Raw genomic sequence first — 20673 nt, 5'->3', positions numbered from 1 at the left:
TGCAGGATATTTTTGCTATTCTAAACGGCCATCTTCACGATAGGCGATATCTGGTTGCCAGGTCCATCTGGCTCCATACTTCTCAAGTAAGTCAAAGCTAGCTTGTGGTCCCATGCTTCCAGCTTTATAGTCATGAAGTGGAGCACCGTTTTCAGCCCAGAGATCTTCGATACGGTCAATCAATTTCCAAGAAGCACTTACCTCATCCCAGTGGCTAAAATTGGTTGAGTTGTTGTTCAAGACATCGTAGATTAATTTCTCGTATGGGTCTGGTGAGGCTCCAGTAGCAGTAGCATCTGTACGGTAATCCAAAGAGCTTGGTGCTAGGTTAAATTCTTCACCGACTTGTTTACCATTGAGACTGAGAGAGAATCCTTCAGTTGGTTGGATATAGATTGTCAAGATATTTGGCGCCAAAGGCTCGCCGAAGATAGAGTCCATTTGCTTAAAGACGATATTGACATGAGTCCCTTTTTCAGTCAGGCGTTTCCCTGTACGGAAGAAGAAGGGAACACCACGGAAACGATCGCTGTCTACAAAGAAGGCACCAGATGCAAAGGTTTCTGTTGTAGATTCTGGGTCGACATTTGGTTCGCTTCGATAGGAAATGTATTTCATGCCATCGATTTTACCAGAGCGATATTGACCACGGATAAACTGTTCTTTCAGTTCTTCCTCAGTTGGATGATAGAGGTTTTTAAAGACCTTTATCTTTTCAGCACGAATCTCATCTTTTGTAAAACTAGCTGGTTTGTCCATGGCTAGAAGAGAGAGGAGTTGGAGAGTATGGTTTTGCACCATATCACGAAGGGCGCCAGATTCATCATAGTAGCCACCACGTTCTTCAACACCCAAACGTTCCGCAAAGGTAATCTGAACATTATCGATGTGTTCGCGGTTCCAAACATTCTCAAAGATCATGTTGGCAAAACGAACAGCAAAGATACTCTGAATCATCTCTTTACCTAGGTAATGGTCGATACGGTAGATTTGCTCCTCATCAAAGGCAGCAAGGAGATCTTCATTGAGTTTGCTAGCTGTTTCGTAGTCTGTACCAAATGGTTTCTCAACAATCAAGCGCTCAAAACCTTTGCCATCAACAATGTTTTCAGATTTGAGGTGCTTGGCAATGGTTCCAAAGAACTGAGGTGCCATAGACAAGAAGAAGAGCTTATTGTGTTCAGCTTGGTATTTTTCGTTGAGCTCAGCTTGTAATTGGCGCAAAGCAATATAATGTTCCGTATCATTCACATCATGGCTTTGATAGTAGAAGTGGCTAGCAAATTCTTGAGCTTGCTCGGTACTATCTGCCAAATCAAGGATGGACTCGACAACTACAGATTCAAAATATTCCTTACTCCAAGGTCTACGAGCTGTTCCGATAACAGCAAAATGCTCAGAGAGATTGCCTGATTTATAGAGTCTGAAAAGGGAAGGGTAGAGTTTGCGTTTAGCTAAATCTCCACTCGCACCGAAAATTGTAACAATAACCTTTGATGACATCTAGCTACCTAATTTCTATATTTTTTCCTAGTTGGACTAGGGATGAGATTTCCTCATTATCATAGTTTTTATTTTATCATAATTTTTAAAAAAAACAAAAAATCCAATACGCAATTAAAAAACTGTAAGGAGAACCTTACAGTTTTGTTTTATACATTTAAGACCTTGTCCAAGAACTCTTTTAGACGAGGGTGTTGAGGGTTGTCAAAGATTTGATCTGGAGTTCCATCTTCCAGGAACTCACCATCAGCCGTAAAGATAACACGATTGGCCACCTGACGAGCAAATCCCATCTCGTGGGTTACGATGATCATGGTCATACCTTGTTCCGCCAATTCCTTCATAACATTCAGTACATCTCCGACCATTTCAGGGTCAAGAGCGGAAGTTGGTTCATCAAAGAGCATGATATCAGGATTCATGGCAAGTCCACGAGCGATAGCTACACGCTGTTTCTGACCACCTGAAAGACTATCTGGGTTGGCATTAGCTTTATCTGCTAGTCCTACCTTTTCAAGCAACTCCATCCCCAATTTTTCAGCTTCTTCTTTGGTCATCCGTTTGTGTTCAATAGGTGCAAAAGTGATATTTTCTAGGACGGACATGTGAGGGAAGAGGTTGAAATGTTGGAAGACCATTCCCACGTTTTCACGAACATGGTCGACATTGGTTGATTTTTCAGTCAAATCATAACCATTTACTGTGATGTGGCCACTCGTTACCTCCTCGAGAAGGTTAAGGCTACGGAGGAAAGTGGATTTACCAGAACCAGAAGGACCGATAATACAAACAACATCTCCTTCATAGAATTTAGTTGTAATGCCTTTTAAAACTTCATTTTTTCCATAATACTTATGCAAATCATTTACATCAATTTTTAGTTTTGCCATTAACGAATCCTCTTTTCTAAGCGTTTCGCTAGTCTAGTCAAAAGCGTGATAATTACAAGATAGAAGATAGCAAGGATTGCATACATCTTGAAACTTTGGTAGTTACGGGCGATGATGATCTTACCAGTTTGGAAAAGTTCCACCAAACCGATAGCAGACACGATGGTTGTATCTTTAAGAGCGATAACGAATTGGTTGACAAAGTTTGGCAACATCAATTTAGTCGCTTGTGGCAAGATAATCTTACGCATGGTTTTTCCATAAGAGATACCAAGACTGCGGCTGGCCTCCATTTGCCCAACTGGAACAGCTTGAATCCCACCACGAACGATTTCAGCGATATAAGCAGCTGCATTGAGTGAGAGGGCGATAGTACCAGCTACAAAGTCATTGATTGGACTTTGTTGGCCTGTAATCGACTCGATGAAGTTTGGAATACCCCAGAAAATGAAGGCTGCAAGAATCATCAAGGGAATACCACGAATAATGTCAACGAAAATCTCAGAGATCAGACGAAGTGATTTGTATGGGCTAACGCTAAACATACCGAAGATAATACCGATGACAATGGCAATTGCAAATGAAATAAGCGCTAGAGCAAGAGTGATTCCAAGTCCACTAAGAAGTTGTTTGTAGTTGTTTTGAAGCAAGCCCCAGATAGTAGTTTCGTCAACTGTACTTGTAGAGTCAGTTGAAGTTTCGCTAGCTAGATACTTGTCAAGAATCTTTTGGAATTCACCGTTAGCTTTGAGGTTCGCAAGTCCATTATTGAACATCTGGATCAATTCTGGGTTTGTTCCTTTTTTAACCGCAAAGGCAGTTTCACCGATTGGAGTTCCAGCGATTGGCGTTTTCAATTTTTGACCTTGGCTGATAGAATATTTGAGAACTGGCTCATCATCCATCACAGCATCAATAGCTCCAGTATTCAGACTGTCATACATAGATGCTCCATCTGCGAAGGTTTTAATCTTATAGCCGTATTTGTTTTGATTCTCAGTAAGGAACGTTTGAGAAGCAGTTCCGTTTTTAACACCGACAGTTTTATCCTTGAGGTCTTCATAAGAAGCAATTGTGCTTGATTCTTTCACACCGAGAATCGTATTTGCTGTGTAGTATGATTCTGAGAAGTCGAAGGTTTCCTTACGAGCATCTGTTACAGACATACCAGCAATGATACCATCTGCTTGTCCAGCTTGAACAGCACTAATGGCTGCATCAAATCCTGGATTGGTAATCTCAATTTCAAAACCTTGATCTTTGGCAATGGCCTTGATAAGATCCATATCAATACCGGTGTATTGATTGCTTGAATTTTGAAAGACGAATGGGGCGAAAGATGAGTCGCTGGCAATAATGTACTTGCTTTTCACAGGAGTAGCTTTTTGTCCAGCAGCAGTAGTTATTGTTGGGCTTGCCGTAGTTTTAGAAGCCGTCCACTTTTGGATGATTTGCTCCAAGCTACCATCCTTCTTCATTTGTGCTAGGGCTTCGTTAAACTCGGTAACCAAGTGTTCATACTTGCTCCCTTTCTTGACACCAAAGGCAAAGCTTCCAACAGCCTCACCATCCATATTGATGCTGAGATCTTGTCCTTGGTTAATCGCATACTCAATAACAGGTTTGTCATCCATGATGGCATTTACAGCACCAGCACTTAGACTGTTATTCATCAAATCACTTGTATCAAAGGTTTTAATAGAGAAGCCGTACTTATCTTTGATACTTTCGAGGAAGCGTTGAGCGGCAGTTCCGTTCTTAACTCCAACTGTTTTTCCGCTAAGTTCCTCATATTTGGTGATTTTATTTGCCTTTGTCGTAGCAATGACAACTTTTGTATCATAATAGGTATCAGACATGGTAAAGACATTTTCACGTTCTTTTGTTTTTGTCATACCTGCCATAATAGCATCTGCTTGACCTGACTGTACTGCATTTACGGCTGCGTCAAAGCCGGGATAAGACATTTGGATGTTCCATCCTTTGATTTCTGCGACTTTATTGATAATATCAACATCAATCCCTTTGTAGGTTTGATCTGAATCTTTAAACTCAAAAGGTGCGTAAGCTGTATCAGACACAATCTTAACAGTATCAGCTTTTGCCATACCTAGTGAGAAAATGGGAAATAAAATGAGCAAACATGCTAGTATTTTTTTCTTCATTTTTAGTCTCCTTTTCCGAATATTTTTCCATTATACCAGAAAAAAAGTGAAAAGGCAAATTTTATGAATTTTATGTAAGGAAATATAACATGAACTGCACATTCTTATCAGTTTGGAGAAGAGTCTGAAAAGCAAATTTATGGTAAAATAGAAGGATAGAAAAAAGCAGATGAGGCAATCATGATAAATCGAATTACAGATAATAAATTTAAACTAGTATCAAAATACCAACCTTCAGGAGATCAACCACAAGCGATTGAGCAGTTGGTTGACAATATCGAGGGTGGAGAAAAGGCTCAGATTTTGATGGGGGCGACGGGTACAGGGAAGACCTACACCATGAGTCAGGTCATTTCCAAAGTCAATAAACCTACTTTGGTCATTGCCCATAACAAAACCCTAGCTGGTCAGCTCTACGGAGAGTTTAAGGAATTTTTCCCTGAGAATGCTGTTGAGTACTTCGTATCCTACTATGATTATTATCAACCCGAGGCCTATGTGCCTTCTAGTGATACCTACATTGAGAAGGATAGCTCGGTCAATGACGAGATTGATAAGCTCCGTCACTCAGCGACTTCAGCCCTTCTGGAGCGCAATGATGTCATCGTTGTGGCTTCAGTCTCTTGTATCTATGGTTTGGGTTCGCCCAAGGAATACGCTGATAGCGTGGTTAGTCTGCGTCCAGGTCTTGAGATTTCTCGTGATAAACTTTTGAATGACTTGGTCGATATTCAGTTTGAACGTAACGATATTGATTTCCAACGGGGAAGATTTCGTGTTCGTGGGGATGTGGTGGAGATTTTCCCAGCTTCCCGAGATGAACACGCTTTTCGAGTAGAGTTTTTCGGGGATGAAATTGATCGTATCCGTGAAGTTGAGGCTTTGACAGGTCAGGTATTGGGAGAAGTGGATCATTTGGCGATTTTCCCTGCCACTCACTTTGTGACCAATGATGACCACATGGAAGTTGCGATTGCGAAAATTCAAGCAGAATTAGAAGAGCAGTTAGCTGTCTTTGAGAAGGAAGGCAAACTGCTAGAAGCCCAGCGTTTGAAACAGCGAACAGAGTATGATATTGAGATGTTACGTGAGATGGGCTATACCAATGGTGTTGAAAACTACTCACGCCACATGGATGGTCGTAGCGAAGGAGAGCCTCCTTATACGCTTCTTGACTTCTTCCCAAATGATTTCTTGATTATGATTGATGAAAGTCACATGACCATGGGGCAAATAAAGGGCATGTACAATGGTGACCGTTCTCGTAAGGAAATGTTAGTGAATTATGGTTTCCGCTTGCCGTCTGCCTTGGACAATCGTCCCCTCCGTCGTGAAGAGTTTGAAAGCCATGTCCATCAGATTGTTTACGTTTCAGCGACACCAGGTGACTATGAAAATGAACAGACGGAGACAGTGATTGAGCAAATCATTCGTCCGACAGGGCTTCTAGACCCAGAGGTGGAAGTTCGTCCGACTATGGGACAGATTGATGACCTCCTAGGTGAAATCAATGCCCGTGTTGAAAAGAACGAACGAACCTTTATTACCACCTTGACTAAGAAAATGGCAGAAGACTTGACCGACTACTTCAAGGAAATGGGCATCAAAGTCAAGTACATGCACTCGGACATCAAGACCTTGGAGCGGACGGAGATTATCCGTGACCTACGCTTGGGTGTCTTTGATGTTTTGGTTGGAATCAACCTGCTCCGTGAAGGGATTGACGTACCTGAAGTAAGTTTGGTTGCTATTCTAGATGCTGACAAGGAAGGCTTCCTTCGTAACGAACGTGGCCTCATCCAGACCATTGGACGTGCTGCCCGTAATAGCGAAGGACATGTTATCATGTACGCTGATACCATGACTCAGTCTATGCAACGTGCCATAGATGAAACGGCCCGTCGTCGGAAAATCCAGATGGCTTATAATGAAGAACATGGTATCGTGCCTCAAACCATTAAAAAAGAAATCCGTGACCTAATTGCTGTAACCAAGGCAGTTGCTAAAGAAGAGGACAAGGAAGTCGATATCAACAGCCTCAACAAACAAGAGCGTAAAGAACTCGTCAAGAAACTAGAAAAACAAATGCAAGAAGCCGTCGAAGTGCTTGACTTTGAATTGGCGGCCCAGATTCGTGATATGATGTTGGAAGTGAAGGCGTTGGGGTAGATAGGAGAAAACGAATGAAAATTTTAGTCATCAATGGACATCCTGACAAGGGAAGTTTCTGTCAAGAAATTTTTCGAACGATTGTAGAAAATATTGACTCAAATCATCATGAGCTTGAATCTATTAATCTAAATGAGATAGATTTTATCCCGTATTACGTTATGGTTATCGAAAACGTATGGAAGAGGACTCCTTCATACTTCGCTCTCAGGAATTAATCCAGTGGGCAGATCATTTCATTTTTGTCTATCCAATTTGGTGGAGTAGTATGCCTAGTTTATTGAAGGGTTGGATCGATCGTGTTTTCACGCCAGGAATTGCTTACTCTACCAATAATAAAGGAAGTTTTATTTGGAACTACTTAAGAAGTCAGCAGTTTAAAAAGTTACTAAAAAGAAAAACGGCCAGTATTTACGCAACATCAATGGCACCAACATGGTGGTACAAAGTATTTTCAGGTCCTATCAATATCCCAGACAGTTATGGAATATCAGTATTAAAGAATGCTGTCCTAAATCACTGCGGTATTAAAACAAAGAAAGTTTCAATTTTGGGTGAGTTAGGGCGTGAGGTGAATACAAATTCTACAAGACAAAAATATCTGCAAAAAGTTGCTGAGGAAGTGAAGGCGTTGGGGTAGAGAAAGGAGAAAAATAAATGAATCTTACTATCAAAAAGATGAAAACTCCTGAAGAGATAGAAGGTAAATCCCTCGTTCACTGGCAAACGTGGAGAGAGGCTTATGACGACCTTTTGCCTGCAGAATTTCAGGAGACAATAACATTAGAAAGATGTCGATTCTTTAGTCAAAAGTATCCAGAAAATACATTGATTGCGATAGATGGCATGAAGGTAGTTGGTTTTATCAGTTATGGGAACTTTCGTGATGAAACTATTCAAGCTGGTGAAATTATGGCTTTATATATTTTAAAAGACTATTATGGAAAAGGTATCGCACAAAAGTTAGTGAAAGCAGCTTTGAATGCTCTTGATCATTTTTCTGAAATTTTCTTATGGGTATTGAAAGATAATAAGCGTGCCATTGCTTTCTATCAAAAAATGGGTTTTACTTTTGATGGACAAGAAAAGATGCTTGACCTTGGAAAACCTATAAAGGAAAAACGGATGGTATTCTATTCTAAATAATTTTAAAAAGTAAAAGCTAATGGCTCTGGTACCAAGTCTGAAAATTTAATAATTTAGAAAGCGAGCAAACCTATGTCCCGTTCCCAAGCAACCATTTTAACCAACATCTGTCTAATCGAAGATTTAGAAAATAAGCGAGTAGTCATGCAATATCGATCTCCTGAAAACAATCGCTGGTCTGGCTATGCCTTTCCAGGAGGTCATGTTGAGAATGGCGAGGCCTTTGCCGAGTCTGTCATTCGTGAAATATACGAAGAAACTGGCCTGACCATTCAGAATCCCCAACTGGTCGGCATTAAAAATTGGCCCTTAGATACAGGTGGACGCTACATTGTCGTTTGCTATAAGGCGACAGAGTTTAGTGGAAATCTCCAATCCTCAGAAGAAGGAGAAGTATCTTGGGTGCAAAAAGACCAGATTCCAAACTTGGATCTGGCCTATGATATGTTGCCTTTGATGGAAATGATGGAAGCACCTGACAAGTCTGAGTTCTTCTATCGTCACCGTACAGAGGACGGCTGGGAGAAAGAAATTTTCTAGTCTTTTACCAAATAACCTAACTGATCCAAGGCCTCCTCGATATAGTGGAGGTCTTGTTGTGTCTCAGCTTCAACAAGGTGGTAATGGATGCCGTCTGTCAATTCAGAAAGGGGTCTAAAGTCTGAATTCTCGACTTGTTCCAGAAAGTGCTGGACATCTCGGCGACAGGTGAGTTTGAGATGGGTTTCAATTTCGCCATAAACGGGATGATCGATTAAGATATTTTGAACGCGTCCGCCATTATCTACAATGGCTAGAAGTTCCTGCCCGATTTCTTCCAGTTCATGTTTCACTTTAAAGAGTTTGTGAACGTAGGGGCTGACATTGTTTTCTTTATAGATATAGCCACGATTGGTGGATAGGATAGGAGCCCCATCTGCTCGGAGAATAGCGATATCCTGTACAATGACTTGGCGCGTAACATGAAAGTGCTCAGCCAAGGTTTGACCATTGAGAGCTTTTGGTGCCTCTTTTAACAGTTTGAGAAGAGCTTGTTTGCGATCCTTTGTCATAGTTTTTCCTTTTAGTGACGTTTTCGAAGCACTTTATAGACAGCTAGTGCTAATGTATAGTCTACCATACTATGGACGATTGTGCCAAAACCAACTAGGACGAAGAGAACATAAAACATATTTTCAACGTTTGTCCCTGAAGTAGCATAGAAGATGATACAAGCTAGTACTTCAGCGATAGCGTGAACAACACCTAAAACAAAGTTAAAAATCCAAGATGCCTTTGGTTTATCCAAGGTTTCAGGGAATTTTTTTAAATAAAATGCTCCCAAAATACCAAAAACGATGTGAGAAAAGGCGCGTAGGACAATAACCATAGGGTAGCCTGCCATCAGAAAACCAAGACTAGAAGCAATAATCACAAAAGCAGCCATCAAAGGCGAAAGAAACATGGCGATAAAGATGGGGATATGACTTCCCAGGGTGTAAGAAGCCGGTGGGATAACGATTTTAAAAGGCATAATGATTGGAATCAAAATCGCTATTGCAGTGAGTAGGGCAGTCATAGTCATAAACTGCGTTTTTTTCCGTATATCCATAAGAACCTCCATTTATCTGTATATACACAAGTATAGTACAATAAACAAGACAATAAAGCAAGGATTTACTTGGGTTTATAGGTCGTTTTTTAGTTAAAAGTTGGTAAAGACTTCACAAAAAAGAAACTACTTCAAACAAAATCTCCACCTTCAGGACGAAAGTGGAGTTGTTTTTTTTTATTTCTTCAAGGTTTCGAGACGTGGGACAATCATTACAGTCAAGATGGCTGAGATAACCAATTCGGCGATTGAGTTTGTAGAGATAACAGTTGCTAGGAGTTTTTGGATATTCCCATCAAAGACATTTCCAAAAAGGTAGAAAATTCCACCAAGTACAAAGACTGTGTTGGTAAGTGAACCAAGGGCACCAGCTAGAATCAGACCAGTTTTATTTTTCATCAGTTTATAAACTAGATAAGGAGTTAAACCAATCAAAATACGTGGGACGATAGCTATGATAGCTGAGTAGATGTTTCCGTTTGGTACAAATGGGGAGAAGAGGTAACTTGTCGGTAGAATCGTAATCGTGTTAACCGTCAAGCTAAGTAGTCCCATTAAAAATCCAAGTGTAACCCCAACGCGTGGACCGTAAATAATACTTGCAATAATAACAGGAACATGCACGATAGTTGGTTTAATTGGGAATGGGAATAGATTAAATAAGAGAGAGCTTAGAAAGTGAATGACCAACATGGTCGCAAAAAAGATAGCAATTGGGGCAATATTAGATCGTTTTTTCATTGAGAGTTTCCTTTATTCTTTCTAAAATAATATCAAGGTCTGCCAAAGCTCCCCTTCCGTAGTCTCCACAAGCAAGTAAGGATTCTTTTGGAGAGATAAGCTTGTAACCATATGTTTCTAAAGTTTTAAGGTTTGTTTGAGTTGCCGGATGGTCATACATTTTTGTATTCATAGCAGGAGCAAGTAGTTTAGGAATGTTTTGGGGTAAAGATAACGCTGTACTAGTCACCATGTTGTCCGCAAAGCCATGTGCTAGTTTTGCAATGGTGTTAGCTGTGGCAGGGGCCACGATAAATAAATCCGTTTCTTTACCAAGTTGGATATGATTGACCTGATCAGGATAGGGTTCCTTCATGACATCCAAGTGGACAGGATTCTGTGATAAGACCTGTAGTGTCAAAGGTTGGATAAACTCTGTAGCAGCCTGAGTCATTAAGACAGTGACTTGATGGCCTTGTTTTTTTAGAGAACTGACTAAATCTGCCGACTTGTAAGAGGCGATTGACCCAGTTACAGCCAAGAGAATGTTTGCCATAGCTTTCCTTTCTATGAATGATAGGATTAAATCTTTTCAAGGAGGAGTTCTGCAATTTCTTCTTTAGTATGAACCGTTTGAAGATGATCTTTCTCAACAAAGATTGCACGATGTTGGTTTGCTGAAATTTGAGTCAGATCATTTGCAATGATTAAGTCTGCTTGGTTCTTGATAAGACTTTTTCTAGCAATGTCAACCAGATGATCTTCGTTAACATCAACTAGCAGTTTGAAACCAATCAGATGAATAGCAGGATTCCATTCCTTGACTAGAGAGATGATTTTGGGTGTTTTTTTCAGGAATAAAACCTGAACCTCATCAGTTGAAGAAATCTTAGTTTGATGATTTTGCTTGCTTAAAAATTCTTCTAGATTGGAGCTAGCCTGAACTTCCTCAAGCCCTGTCATATAAACAGGAGTGTAGTCGGACACAGCCATTGAGTGGATCAAGACCTGATAATCCTTGACACGTTCTTGCATTTCTAGTAGAAGCTCGTGGGTATTGGTAATTTCTCGAATACTTAGGTTGGGATGGGATTCTGGCTTCAGAGATCGTTTTGTCGTTATCAAACAAACTTCATGTCCTGCAGCAAGCAAAGTTTCAGTGATGATTTTCCCCAGGCGACCTGTAGAATGGTTAGTGATAGCGCGGACGCTATCGATAGCTTCACTGGTACCGCCTGACGTAACTAAAATTTTCATAGGACTATTGTACCAAAAAATAAAATAGAATCAAAAGAAAGCGTTTGTTTTTTTCATCTAATTTTCCAGAAAGATTATAGTTTTTGGCTATAAAAACTTATAAAAAGTAAAAAAGATGACTAAAATCGGCCTTAAAACTTGATGTTTATAAACTTTACTAAGCTTTTTGTATGTGAAAAACCTTTTTTTGTGTTATAATGAATTATCATATAAGAGGTTAGAGGAGTTTTGAATGAAAACAGATATTGAGATCGCACAGAGTATTGAGTTGAAGCCAATCGTTGATGTTGTGGAGAAACTTGGTATTTCTTACGATGATTTGGAGTTGTATGGAAAGTACAAGGCTAAGCTCACCTTTGATAAAATTCGTGCAGTTGAGAGCAATCCAGTTGGTAAGTTGATTTTGGTGACAGCTATCAACCCAACACCAGCAGGTGAAGGAAAATCAACTATTACCATTGGTCTTGCGGATTCCTTAAACAAGATTGGTAAGAAAACCATGATTGCCATTCGCGAACCGTCACTTGGTCCAGTAATGGGGATTAAGGGTGGTGCAGCCGGTGGTGGTTATGCCCAAGTGTTGCCAATGGAGGACATCAATCTCCACTTTACTGGAGACATGCATGCCATTACAACTGCTAATAATGCCCTTTCTGCCTTGATTGACAACCACTTGCACCAAGGAAATGAGCTGGGAATTGACCAACGTCGTATTCTCTGGAAGCGTGTCGTGGACTTGAACGACCGTGCGCTGCGCCATGTAACCGTTGGTCTTGGTGGTCCTCTAAATGGTATTCCACGTGAGGATGGATTTGATATCACAGTTGCTTCTGAAATCATGGCTATTCTTTGCTTGGCAACGGATATCGAGGACTTGAAACGTCGTTTGGCCAATATCGTTATTGGATACCGCTATGACCGTACTCCTGTTTCTGTAGGTGATTTGCAGGTTGAAGGTGCTTTGGCTCTGATCTTGAAGGATGCCATTAAACCAAACCTTGTTCAGACAATTTACGGTACACCTGCCTTTGTACATGGTGGTCCATTTGCCAATATCGCTCACGGTTGTAACTCTGTTTTGGCGACAAGCACAGCCCTACGCTTGGCTGATTATACGGTTACTGAAGCTGGTTTTGGTGCAGACCTCGGTGCTGAGAAATTCCTTGATATCAAGACCCCAAACTTGCCAACTTCTCCAGATGCGGTAGTCATCGTCGCAACCCTTCGTGCCCTCAAGATGAATGGTGGCGTTGCTAAAGATGCTTTGACAGAAGAAAACGTAGAAGCAGTTCGAGCAGGTTTTGCTAACTTAAAACGCCACGTTGAAAATATCCGTAAATTTGGAGTGCCTGCAGTTGTCGCGATTAACGAATTTGTCTCTGATACAGAAGCTGAAATCGCAGCTTTGAAGGAACTTTGTGCTTCTATTGATGTGCCAGTTGAGTTGGCTAGTGTCTGGGCCGATGGCGCAGAAGGTGGTGTAGCACTTGCCGAAACACTTGTCAAGACTATCTCTGATAATCCAGCCAACTACACTCGTCTTTATGACAATGACCTTTCTGTCCAAGAAAAGATTGAAAAGATTGTTACTGAAATCTACCGTGGTAGCAAAGTGAACTTTGAGAAGAAAGCTCAAACTCAAATTGCCCAAATCGTTCAGAATGGATGGGACAAATTGCCAATCTGTATGGCTAAAACTCAGTACAGTTTTTCTGACAATCCGAATGCACTTGGAGCACCAGAAAACTTTGAAATTACCATTCGTGAATTGGTACCAAAATTAGGTGCAGGCTTCATCGTAGCCTTAACTGGTGATGTTATGACCATGCCAGGACTTCCAAAACGTCCAGCCGCTCTCAATATGGATGTTGAAAGTGACGGAACCGTTCTAGGATTGTTCTAATAGTTTAATTGAATTCAAATGAGTTTGGAGATTTTAATCCAAGCTCATTTTCGATTTTAGAAAGAGAAATATATGTCAACGATTCGAACAGTAAGGGAGTCTGATATTCCAGACCTACTTGCTATTTATGCTCCCTATGTCCTTAATACAGCCATTACATTTGAATACGAGGTGCCAAGTGTTGAGGAATTTCAAAGAAGAGTTCAAAAGACCTTGCTTAAATATCCTTATCTAGTGCTAGTGGAAGAAGGCAAAATTTTGGGATATGCCTATGCTTCCACCTATTATGATAGGAGAGCCTATGATTGGTCAGTCGAAGTCTCAATTTACTTGAATCAAGAAGCCAAAGGTCAAGGGTTAGGGAGTCTACTCTATGACTGTCTGGAGGAAGAACTAGAGTCTAGAGGTTACTTACGCTTCTTAGCTTGTATTGCTTTACCGAATGATAGAAGCATTTCTCTTCACCAAAAGAGAGGCTATGAACAAGTAGCTCATTTCCCTAAGATAGGCTATAAGTTTGGAAAATGGCATGATATTGTTTGGATGCAAAAGTCATTGACTCCTCCTGATGATATGAAAGAGTAGAATTCCACACGCAACCAGTCTAGGTAAAGATATTTTCCTTGAATTCTGATATAATAGAAATATTGACTTCAAGAGTAAGGAAGAGAAAATGAACGCATTATTGAATGGAATGAATGACCGTCAGGCTGAGGCGGTGCAAGCGACAGAAGGCCCCTTGTTAATTATGGCGGGTGCCGGGTCAGGAAAGACCCGTGTTTTGACCCACCGCATTGCCTATCTGATTGATGAAAAGATGGTCAATCCTTGGAATATCTTGGCCATTACCTTTACCAACAAGGCTGCGCGTGAGATGAAAGAGCGTGCTTATGGTCTTAATCCAGCTACTCAGGACTGTCTGATTGCGACTTTTCACTCCATGTGTGTTCGTATTCTGCGTCGCGATGCGGATCATATCGGCTACAATCGTAATTTCACCATTGTAGATCCTGGTGAACAACGAACCCTTATGAAACGCATTCTCAAGCAGTTAAACTTGGATCCGAAAAAATGGAATGAACGGACAATCTTGGGTTCCATTTCCAATGCTAAGAATGACTTGATTGATGATGTGGCTTATGCAGATCAAGCTGGAGATATGTACACGCAAATCGTGGCTCAATGTTACACAGCCTATCAGAAAGAGCTTCGTCAGTCTGAGTCCGTTGACTTTGATGATTTAATCATGTTGACCCTGCGTCTCTTTGATCAAAATCCTGATGTCTTGACCTACTACCAGCAGAAGTTCCAATACATCCACGTTGATGAGTACCAAGATACCAACCATGCCCAGTACCAACTAGTCAAACTATTGGCATCTCGCTTTAAAAATATCTGTGTAGTTGGGGATGCAGACCAGTCTATCTACGGTTGGCGCGGTGCGGATATGCAGAATATCTTGGATTTCGAAAAGGATTATCCTCAAGCTAAGGTTGTCTTGTTAGAAGAAAATTATCGTTCAACCAAAACCATTCTGCAAGCTGCCAATGATGTTATTAAAAACAATAAAAATCGTCATCCTAAGAATCTCTGGACTCAGAATGCTGATGGGGAGCAGATTATTTACTATCGTGCCAATGACGAACAAGATGAGGCTGTATTTGTAGCCAAAACCATTGATGAACTTAGTCGCAGTCAAAATTTCCTTCACAAGGATTTTGCAGTTCTCTATCGGACTAATGCGCAATCTCGTACTATTGAGGAAACCTTGCTCAAGTCCAATATTCCTTACACTATGGTTGGTGGAACCAAGTTCTACAGCCGTAAGGAAATTCGTGACATTATCGCCTACCTCAACCTCATTGCTAATCTGAGTGACAATATCAGTTTTGAGCGGATTATCAACGAACCAAAACGTGGAATTGGGCCAGGAACGGTTGAGAAAATCCGTGATTTTGCGAATATGCAGGACATGTCCATGCTAGATGCTTCTGCAAACATCATGTTGTCTGGCATCAAAGGAAAAGCAGCCCAGTCAATTTGGGACTTTGCCAATATGATTTTGGATTTGCGAGAGCAACTGGACCAATTAAGCATTACAGAGTTGGTTGAGGCCGTCCTAGAAAAAACAGGTTACGTCGAGATTCTAAATGCCCAAGCAACCTTGGAAAGTAAGGCTCGGGTTGAAAACATCGAAGAGTTTCTATCAGTTACTAAGAATTTTGACGACAATCCCGATAGTCAAGAAGAGGAAACTGGCTTGGATAAACTCAGTCGTTTCTTGAATGACTTGGCCTTGATTGCAGACACAGACTCTGGCAGTCAGGAAACATCGGAAGTAACCTTGATGACACTCCATGCAGCGAAAGGACTGGAGTTCCCAGTTGTCTTTATCATCGGGATGGAAGAGAATGTCTTTCCGCTTAGCCGTGCAGCTGAGGATCCTGATGAGCTAGAGGAAGAGCGCCGTTTGGCCTATGTAGGTATCACACGCGCTGAGAAAATCCTCTATCTGACCAATGCCAACTCACGCTTGCTTTTCGGTCGTACTAGCTACAACCGCCCAACACGTTTCATCAATGAAATCAGTTCGGACTTGCTTGAGTATCAAGGTTTGGCTCGACCAGCTAATACCAGTTTCAAGGCTTCATATAGCAGTGGTGGCGTTGCCTTCGGTCAAGGAATGAGTTTGGCTCAGGCACTTCAAGACCGTAAACGCAGTGCTGCCCCAAGCTCTATCCAGTCAAGTGGTCTCCCATTTGGACAATTTGCAGCTGGAAATAAAAATGAAACCAGCGGTACAAGTTGGTCTATTGGGGATATTGCTCTCCACAAGAAGTGGGGAGAGGGAACTGTTCTGGAAGTCTCTGGTAGCGGTGATACTCAGGAGTTGAAAATCAATTTCCCAGAAGTCGGTCTGAAAAAACTCCTAGCCAGCGTTGCCCCAATTGAGAAAAAAATCTAATTTTTCATCCTCCTCACGAATAATAAAGTGAGGAGGATTTTTATGTACAGTATTTCATTCCAAGAAGATTCACTCTTGCCTAGAGAAAGACTAGTTAAAGAAGGAGTAGAGGCTCTGAGCAATCAAGAGTTGTTAGCTATTTTGCTCAGAACGGGAACGCGTCAGGCTAATGTCTTTGAAATTGCCCAAAAAGTCTTGAATAGTTTGACCAGTCTAACTGATTTGAAAAAAATGACCCTGCAGGAATTGCAGAGTCTGTCTGGTATTGGACGGATTAAGGCCATTGAATTACAAGCAGTGATTGAACTGGGACATCGCATTCACAAACATGAAAACCTTGAGATGGAAAGTATTCTCAGCAGTCAAAAATTAGCCAAGAAAATGCAACAGGAACTTGGCGACAAAAAACAAGAGCACCTAGTGGCGCTCTATCTCAATACTCAAAATCAAATCATCCATCAGCAAACTATTTTTATCGGATCTGCGACACGCAGTATTGCTGAACCGAGAGAAATCCTTCACTATGCTTTGAAGCATATGGCAACGTCTGTGATTCTCGTTCACAATCATCCATCCGGTGCTGTATCTCCTAGTCGAAACGACAACCATGTCACTAAACTAGTCAAGGAAGCCTGCGAACTGATGGGAATTGTGTTCTTGGACCATTTGATTGTCTCTCACTCTGATTACTTTAGTTACCGTGAAAAGACGGATTTGATTTAAGAATGCACATGATCTTACTCAATTACTTTTAAAACATAGGAATCTACTTCTGCCATATTGATAACAGGAAGAGGTTTTATCGTGGGTACAAGTAAATCTTCTTGAACGATAAAGTTGACAATCGAATTGAAATCTTCGATTTTATAATATCTTTTTTTATGAATGAGAATATCTCTGTAAAAGTAAAGACGTGAATGAAATTTACTTTTTAGTTTAGCATCTGCCTTTTTACAAAATAGTTTTGCCTTTTTAGACATTTCTTTCAGCTGTTTTTCTTTTTGAGATAGTTTATCGAAATTCTCTTTATTCTTAGAAAAAGATTGGTAACTTTCCGCTGTTAAAAGTCTATAGAGATTAGAAAGATGAAAGCAAACCCTTATTTCTTTTTCATTGTTTGATAAGAAAAGATTAGCTTCCTTTTCCTTATAAGATATGAAAACATTAGCTTCTATATCTCTCAAAATCTCATGAGTAGAAGGTATTTTAATTTCATTCATGATTAATAACCTATTTATAAGTCCTAGAGTTCGTTAACAACATAGTCAAACAGCGTTTTATCTTTGGGGCGGTTTTCAAAGAGAAATTCAGGATGCCATTGAACACCAAGATAAGGGAAGCCGTCCGTAGTTGTCACAGCCTCAATGATTCCATCTTTAGGATCATGTGCTACAACCTTAAGATTTGAGGCTAGATCTTTAATGCTCTGGTGGTGGAAGGAGTTGATGTGAGAGATTTCTCCATAGATTTCTCGGAGAATCGTATCAGGTTCCGTTACGAGGCGTTGGGTCGTGTATTCGGCTGAACAATCCTGCCAGTGGTCTTCGATATCTTGGTGAAGCGTTCCTCCCATAGCAACATTAAAGAGCTGGGTACCTCGACAAACAGAGAAGATTGGCTTTTTCTGCTTGATAGCTTCCCTAATCAGAGCTAATTCAAACTGGTCTCTTTGAAGGTGGTAGTCATCACTATCAATAGCCTTTGGTTCACCATAGTATTTTGGATCAACATTTTGCCCACCCGTTAGGATGAGCTTATCAATGATATTGATGTAATGGGTAGCCATTTCTTGATCACCAATCGGTAGGATGATTGGAATTCCGCCAGCGTCCTTGACTCCTTCAACAAAGCCCTTTGCTGCATAGCTCATCATGATGTTATCATCTGGATGAGCTTTTTCATTTCCTGTAATCCCAATAACTGGTTTTTTCATAAATGCTTTCGCTTTCTAATCCTCTTTACGCATAAAATAGAGGAGGTTTTGGAGTTCGCTTGTCAAATCGACATACTGAACGACCACATCTTTTGGAAGGTGGAGGTGAACAGGGGAAAAACTGAGAATACCTTTTATACCTGCATCGACCAAAAGATTGGCGACTTCTTGTGATTTAACACTTGGAACAGTTAGGATAGCAGTTTTAACATCTGCCTCTTTGATTTTTTCTTTAATTTGAGAGATACCATAGATTGGAATTCCATCAGGTGTCTGGGTTCCAACTTCTGGATGGTTATCTAGGTCAAATGCCATGATGATTTTCATCTTGTTACGCTCATGGAAGCGATAGTGGAGAAGGGCATGCCCCATATTTCCAATCCCGACCAGCATAACATTTGTAATGGAGTTATCATTTAGGAGATCAGCAAAAAAATTCATCAATTTTTTGACATCGTAACCAAAACCACGACGACCTAGTTCGCCAAAATAGGAAAAATCACGACGAACAGTCGCAGAATCGATACCGATAGCCTCTGCAATTTGCTTGGAGTTGGCACGTTCGATTTTCTCGGCATGAAATCTCTTGAAAATTCGATAGTAGAGAGAGAGTCTTTTTGCTGTTGCTTTTGGAATAGCAGACTGTTTATCTTTCACAAAACCACAACCTTTCTATTCTTCTATTTTATAGAAACATTGTGAAAAAATCAACAAAAACAAGAAAAAACTAAGAAAATCTTAGTTTTAGTTTTAAAAATTAGCTTGTGATAGAAAACGGTAGAGATCTCCGACCAATCCTTGATAGATAACTTTATCATCAAAGGTTAATGAAGTGACTAGGAATGTATCTGGAAGAGTTACACAACCTGATAGAGATAACATAAGCTCTTCGTAATTTTCAAATTCAAGGGTACGCTCTACTTGATAACTATCTTGATAGGTAAGTTGATACATAGCCAATTATCTTTCTTCTTTTGTGAAGATTCCGCGTTCTACAAGGCTGTCCATGAGAAAGTAGAATTTTTCTTGGTGAATATGGTGATCTTCTGATTTAAAGATATTCACCAAACGAAGGCCTGACTTGTCAGTGATGTTGAGTTTAGCACCTGTAAGGTCTTTGTTGATGATGATCTTTAGCTTGAATCCTTCACCGCTGTTCGGTACTTTCTCAAGAAGACGAGTCAGTTCGTAGTTTCCAACTTTTGTTTCAAAGAAAGTATTATCTTTCAGTGTGAACTTTTTGACAGTTGGGCTAAGTGTGTAGTCGTAGCGGCAGTTTTGTAGTTTAATGGTTTTTTCGAATGCCATTAGATTAATCTCCAATAATATTTTTTAAGGTTTGTGCGAGTTGTTTCAGTTCTTCTTCGGTGTTAAGAGGAGAGAGACTGATACGGACAGATTCTGTTAAACGATGCGAATCTGGTCCATAAAATGCCTCAAGTACATGACTGGTTTGTACAACACCAGCGGTACAAGCTGAACCAGTAGAAATTGAAATTCCTTCAAGGTCTAACCGTAGCAAGAGCAAATCATTTTTTTGACCAGGAAAGCCAATGTTGACAACATAAGGAAGCTGGTGTTGGCTTTCGTTGAGATAGTATTCTAGACCTGCAATCTCGTCTAGAAAAGCAGATTTTAATCCCTCTAGTTTTTGGTAATGTTCATCTTGTTGCTCTAAATCCTCTTTGAGAGCAGCGACCATACCTACAATGGCAGCGAGGTTTTCTGTTCCAGCCCGTTTCTTTTGTTCTTGGTCTCCACCGTGAAGATAGGAATCAAAGTCCGCGGAAGAAGCATAAAGAAAGCCGATTCCCTTTGGTCCATGGAATTTGTGGGCAGAAGCACTGAGGAAATCAATTCCTAATTCCTCGGGATGGATGGGAACTTTCCCGATAGCTTGAACAGCATCTACATGATAAGCCGCAGGATGCTCTTTTAAAACACGTCCAATCTCAGCGATAGGTAAGAGACTGCCCGTTTCATTATTAGCATACATAGTGGAAACGAGAATAGTATCGTCACGTAAGGCCTCTTGAATTTGCTGGGGAGTAATTTCTTGATTTACTGGTTGGATGATGGTCGCTTCAAAGCCAAAATGTTGCACCAGATAATCGATAGTCTCAAGCACAGAATGATGTTCAATAGCTGTCGTGATGATATGTTTTCCACGATTTTGATGACGGAGACAATAGCCGATAATAGCAGTATTGTTACTTTCTGTACCGCCAGACGTAAAAAAGATATGTTGAGATTTTGTCCCCAATAACTGGGCTAGTTCCTGACGAGCTTCACGGAGTGGTTTGCCAGCCTGCCGACCATGACTATGAATACTAGAAGGATTACCATGAGTTTCTTGCATGACCTTGGTCATTTCTGCAATAGCTACTGCTGACATAGGAGTCGTAGCAGCATTGTCCAAATAAATCAAAGA

Annotated in this window: 21 protein-coding genes and 1 pseudogene; 8 read left to right on the top strand and 14 right to left on the bottom strand. The window is 40.6% G+C overall.

The window, feature by feature from the left end:
* Positions 1-15: 15 nt before the first annotated feature.
* The 3 genes from zwf to I2H52_RS03415 all read right to left on the bottom strand — a co-directional run bounded on the left by zwf (position 16) and on the right by I2H52_RS03415 (position 4558).
* Positions 16-1503, bottom strand: coding sequence for a glucose-6-phosphate dehydrogenase (gene zwf / locus I2H52_RS03425; RefSeq protein ID WP_045617227.1), 1488 nt, complete (start codon positions 1501-1503; stop codon positions 16-18).
* Positions 1504-1652: 149 nt separating this feature from the next.
* Positions 1653-2393 (bottom strand): amino acid ABC transporter ATP-binding protein, encoded by a 741-nt coding sequence (locus I2H52_RS03420; protein WP_001096337.1) that lies wholly within the window; start codon positions 2391-2393, stop codon positions 1653-1655.
* On the bottom strand, positions 2393-4558 hold the full coding sequence (locus tag I2H52_RS03415; RefSeq protein WP_195594236.1) for an ABC transporter substrate-binding protein/permease: 2166 nt from the start codon (positions 4556-4558) through the stop codon (positions 2393-2395). The genes I2H52_RS03420 and I2H52_RS03415 overlap by 1 nt, the downstream gene beginning before the upstream one ends.
* Positions 4559-4738: 180 nt before the next feature.
* On the opposite strand from I2H52_RS03415, the gene uvrB reads away from it, so the two are divergent.
* The 4 genes and pseudogenes from uvrB (at position 4739) to I2H52_RS03395 (ending at position 8413) form a co-directional block, all read left to right on the top strand.
* Positions 4739-6727, top strand: a complete 1989-nt coding sequence (gene uvrB, locus I2H52_RS03410) for an excinuclease ABC subunit UvrB (RefSeq protein WP_195594233.1) — start codon at positions 4739-4741, stop codon at positions 6725-6727.
* Positions 6728-6741: 14 nt separating this feature from the next.
* Positions 6742-7367, top strand: a pseudogene (locus I2H52_RS03405) (NAD(P)H-dependent oxidoreductase).
* A gap of 17 nt (positions 7368-7384) precedes the next feature.
* Positions 7385-7873 carry a GNAT family N-acetyltransferase gene (locus tag I2H52_RS03400; RefSeq protein WP_084873163.1) on the top strand — a complete coding sequence of 163 codons (489 nt, stop codon included), beginning with the start codon at positions 7385-7387 and terminating at the stop codon, positions 7871-7873.
* Positions 7874-7945: 72 nt separating this feature from the next.
* Positions 7946-8413 carry an 8-oxo-dGTP diphosphatase gene (locus I2H52_RS03395; protein ID WP_109290065.1) on the top strand — a complete coding sequence of 156 codons (468 nt, stop codon included), beginning with the start codon at positions 7946-7948 and terminating at the stop codon, positions 8411-8413.
* Here I2H52_RS03395 and I2H52_RS03390 read toward each other — a convergent pair.
* The 5 genes from I2H52_RS03390 to coaB form a co-directional block, all read right to left on the bottom strand.
* The gene (locus tag I2H52_RS03390) at positions 8410-8925 is read right to left on the bottom strand and encodes a transcription repressor NadR (RefSeq protein WP_109290064.1); all 516 of its coding nucleotides are present in this window, start codon (positions 8923-8925) and stop codon (positions 8410-8412) included. The two genes, I2H52_RS03395 and I2H52_RS03390, sit on opposite strands and share 4 nt — an antisense overlap.
* Before the next feature lie 11 nt (positions 8926-8936).
* Positions 8937-9464 carry an ECF transporter S component gene (locus I2H52_RS03385; RefSeq protein WP_007522044.1) on the bottom strand — a complete coding sequence of 176 codons (528 nt, stop codon included), beginning with the start codon at positions 9462-9464 and terminating at the stop codon, positions 8937-8939.
* A 177-nt stretch (positions 9465-9641) separates the two neighbouring features.
* Positions 9642-10205, bottom strand: coding sequence for an ECF transporter S component (locus I2H52_RS03380; RefSeq protein ID WP_061588203.1), 564 nt, complete (start codon positions 10203-10205; stop codon positions 9642-9644).
* Positions 10189-10740, bottom strand: a complete 552-nt coding sequence (coaC, locus tag I2H52_RS03375; RefSeq protein ID WP_033606394.1) for a phosphopantothenoylcysteine decarboxylase — start codon at positions 10738-10740, stop codon at positions 10189-10191. Before coaC ends, I2H52_RS03380 begins: the two co-directional genes overlap by 17 nt.
* 26 nt (positions 10741-10766) lie before the next feature.
* Entirely contained in the window at positions 10767-11441 is a 675-nt protein-coding gene (coaB, locus tag I2H52_RS03370; protein ID WP_195594229.1) for a phosphopantothenate--cysteine ligase, read from the bottom strand.
* A 232-nt stretch (positions 11442-11673) separates the two neighbouring features.
* Between coaB and I2H52_RS03365 the strand changes: the two genes are divergently transcribed.
* The 4 genes from I2H52_RS03365 (at position 11674) to radC (ending at position 17032) form a co-directional block, all read left to right on the top strand.
* Positions 11674-13344: a formate--tetrahydrofolate ligase gene (locus I2H52_RS03365; protein WP_084873157.1), complete on the top strand. Its 1671-nt coding sequence runs from the start codon at positions 11674-11676 to the stop codon at positions 13342-13344.
* Positions 13345-13416: 72 nt separating this feature from the next.
* Positions 13417-13929 carry a GNAT family N-acetyltransferase gene (locus I2H52_RS03360; protein ID WP_007522035.1) on the top strand — a complete coding sequence of 171 codons (513 nt, stop codon included), beginning with the start codon at positions 13417-13419 and terminating at the stop codon, positions 13927-13929.
* An 88-nt stretch (positions 13930-14017) separates the two neighbouring features.
* On the top strand, positions 14018-16309 hold the full coding sequence (pcrA, locus tag I2H52_RS03355) for a DNA helicase PcrA (RefSeq protein ID WP_007522033.1): 2292 nt from the start codon (positions 14018-14020) through the stop codon (positions 16307-16309).
* 42 nt (positions 16310-16351) lie between these two features.
* On the top strand, positions 16352-17032 hold the full coding sequence (gene radC, locus I2H52_RS03350) for a RadC family protein (protein ID WP_195594226.1): 681 nt from the start codon (positions 16352-16354) through the stop codon (positions 17030-17032).
* A gap of 14 nt (positions 17033-17046) precedes the next feature.
* Here the strand turns inward: radC and I2H52_RS03345 are convergent, their stop codons facing one another.
* The 6 genes from I2H52_RS03345 to I2H52_RS03320 all read right to left on the bottom strand — a co-directional run bounded on the left by I2H52_RS03345 (position 17047) and on the right by I2H52_RS03320 (position 20670).
* Positions 17047-17529: a hypothetical protein gene (locus tag I2H52_RS03345; RefSeq protein WP_096422150.1), complete on the bottom strand. Its 483-nt coding sequence runs from the start codon at positions 17527-17529 to the stop codon at positions 17047-17049.
* 23 nt (positions 17530-17552) lie between these two features.
* Positions 17553-18242, bottom strand: coding sequence for a gamma-glutamyl-gamma-aminobutyrate hydrolase family protein (locus I2H52_RS03340; protein WP_045617200.1), 690 nt, complete (start codon positions 18240-18242; stop codon positions 17553-17555).
* Between the two features lie 15 nt (positions 18243-18257).
* Positions 18258-18899, bottom strand: a complete 642-nt coding sequence (locus I2H52_RS03335; protein ID WP_195594223.1) for a redox-sensing transcriptional repressor Rex — start codon at positions 18897-18899, stop codon at positions 18258-18260.
* 93 nt (positions 18900-18992) lie between these two features.
* Positions 18993-19196, bottom strand: a complete 204-nt coding sequence (locus I2H52_RS03330) for a DUF4649 family protein (RefSeq protein ID WP_096422986.1) — start codon at positions 19194-19196, stop codon at positions 18993-18995.
* Between the two features lie 6 nt (positions 19197-19202).
* A complete protein-coding gene (locus tag I2H52_RS03325) occupies positions 19203-19550 on the bottom strand; it encodes a DUF1831 domain-containing protein (protein ID WP_000863526.1) in 348 nt (115 codons plus the stop codon).
* A 4-nt stretch (positions 19551-19554) separates the two neighbouring features.
* Positions 19555-20670 (bottom strand): cysteine desulfurase family protein, encoded by a 1116-nt coding sequence (locus I2H52_RS03320; RefSeq protein ID WP_195594220.1) that lies wholly within the window; start codon positions 20668-20670, stop codon positions 19555-19557.
* Positions 20671-20673 lie beyond the last annotated feature (3 nt).

It is taken from the genome of Streptococcus oralis (assembly GCF_015561235.1).
Classification (GTDB): Bacteria; Bacillota; Bacilli; order Lactobacillales; family Streptococcaceae; genus Streptococcus; species Streptococcus oralis_BK.
Note: the sequence above shows the minus strand (reverse complement) of the source record. Positions and strands in the feature narration are given on the sequence as shown.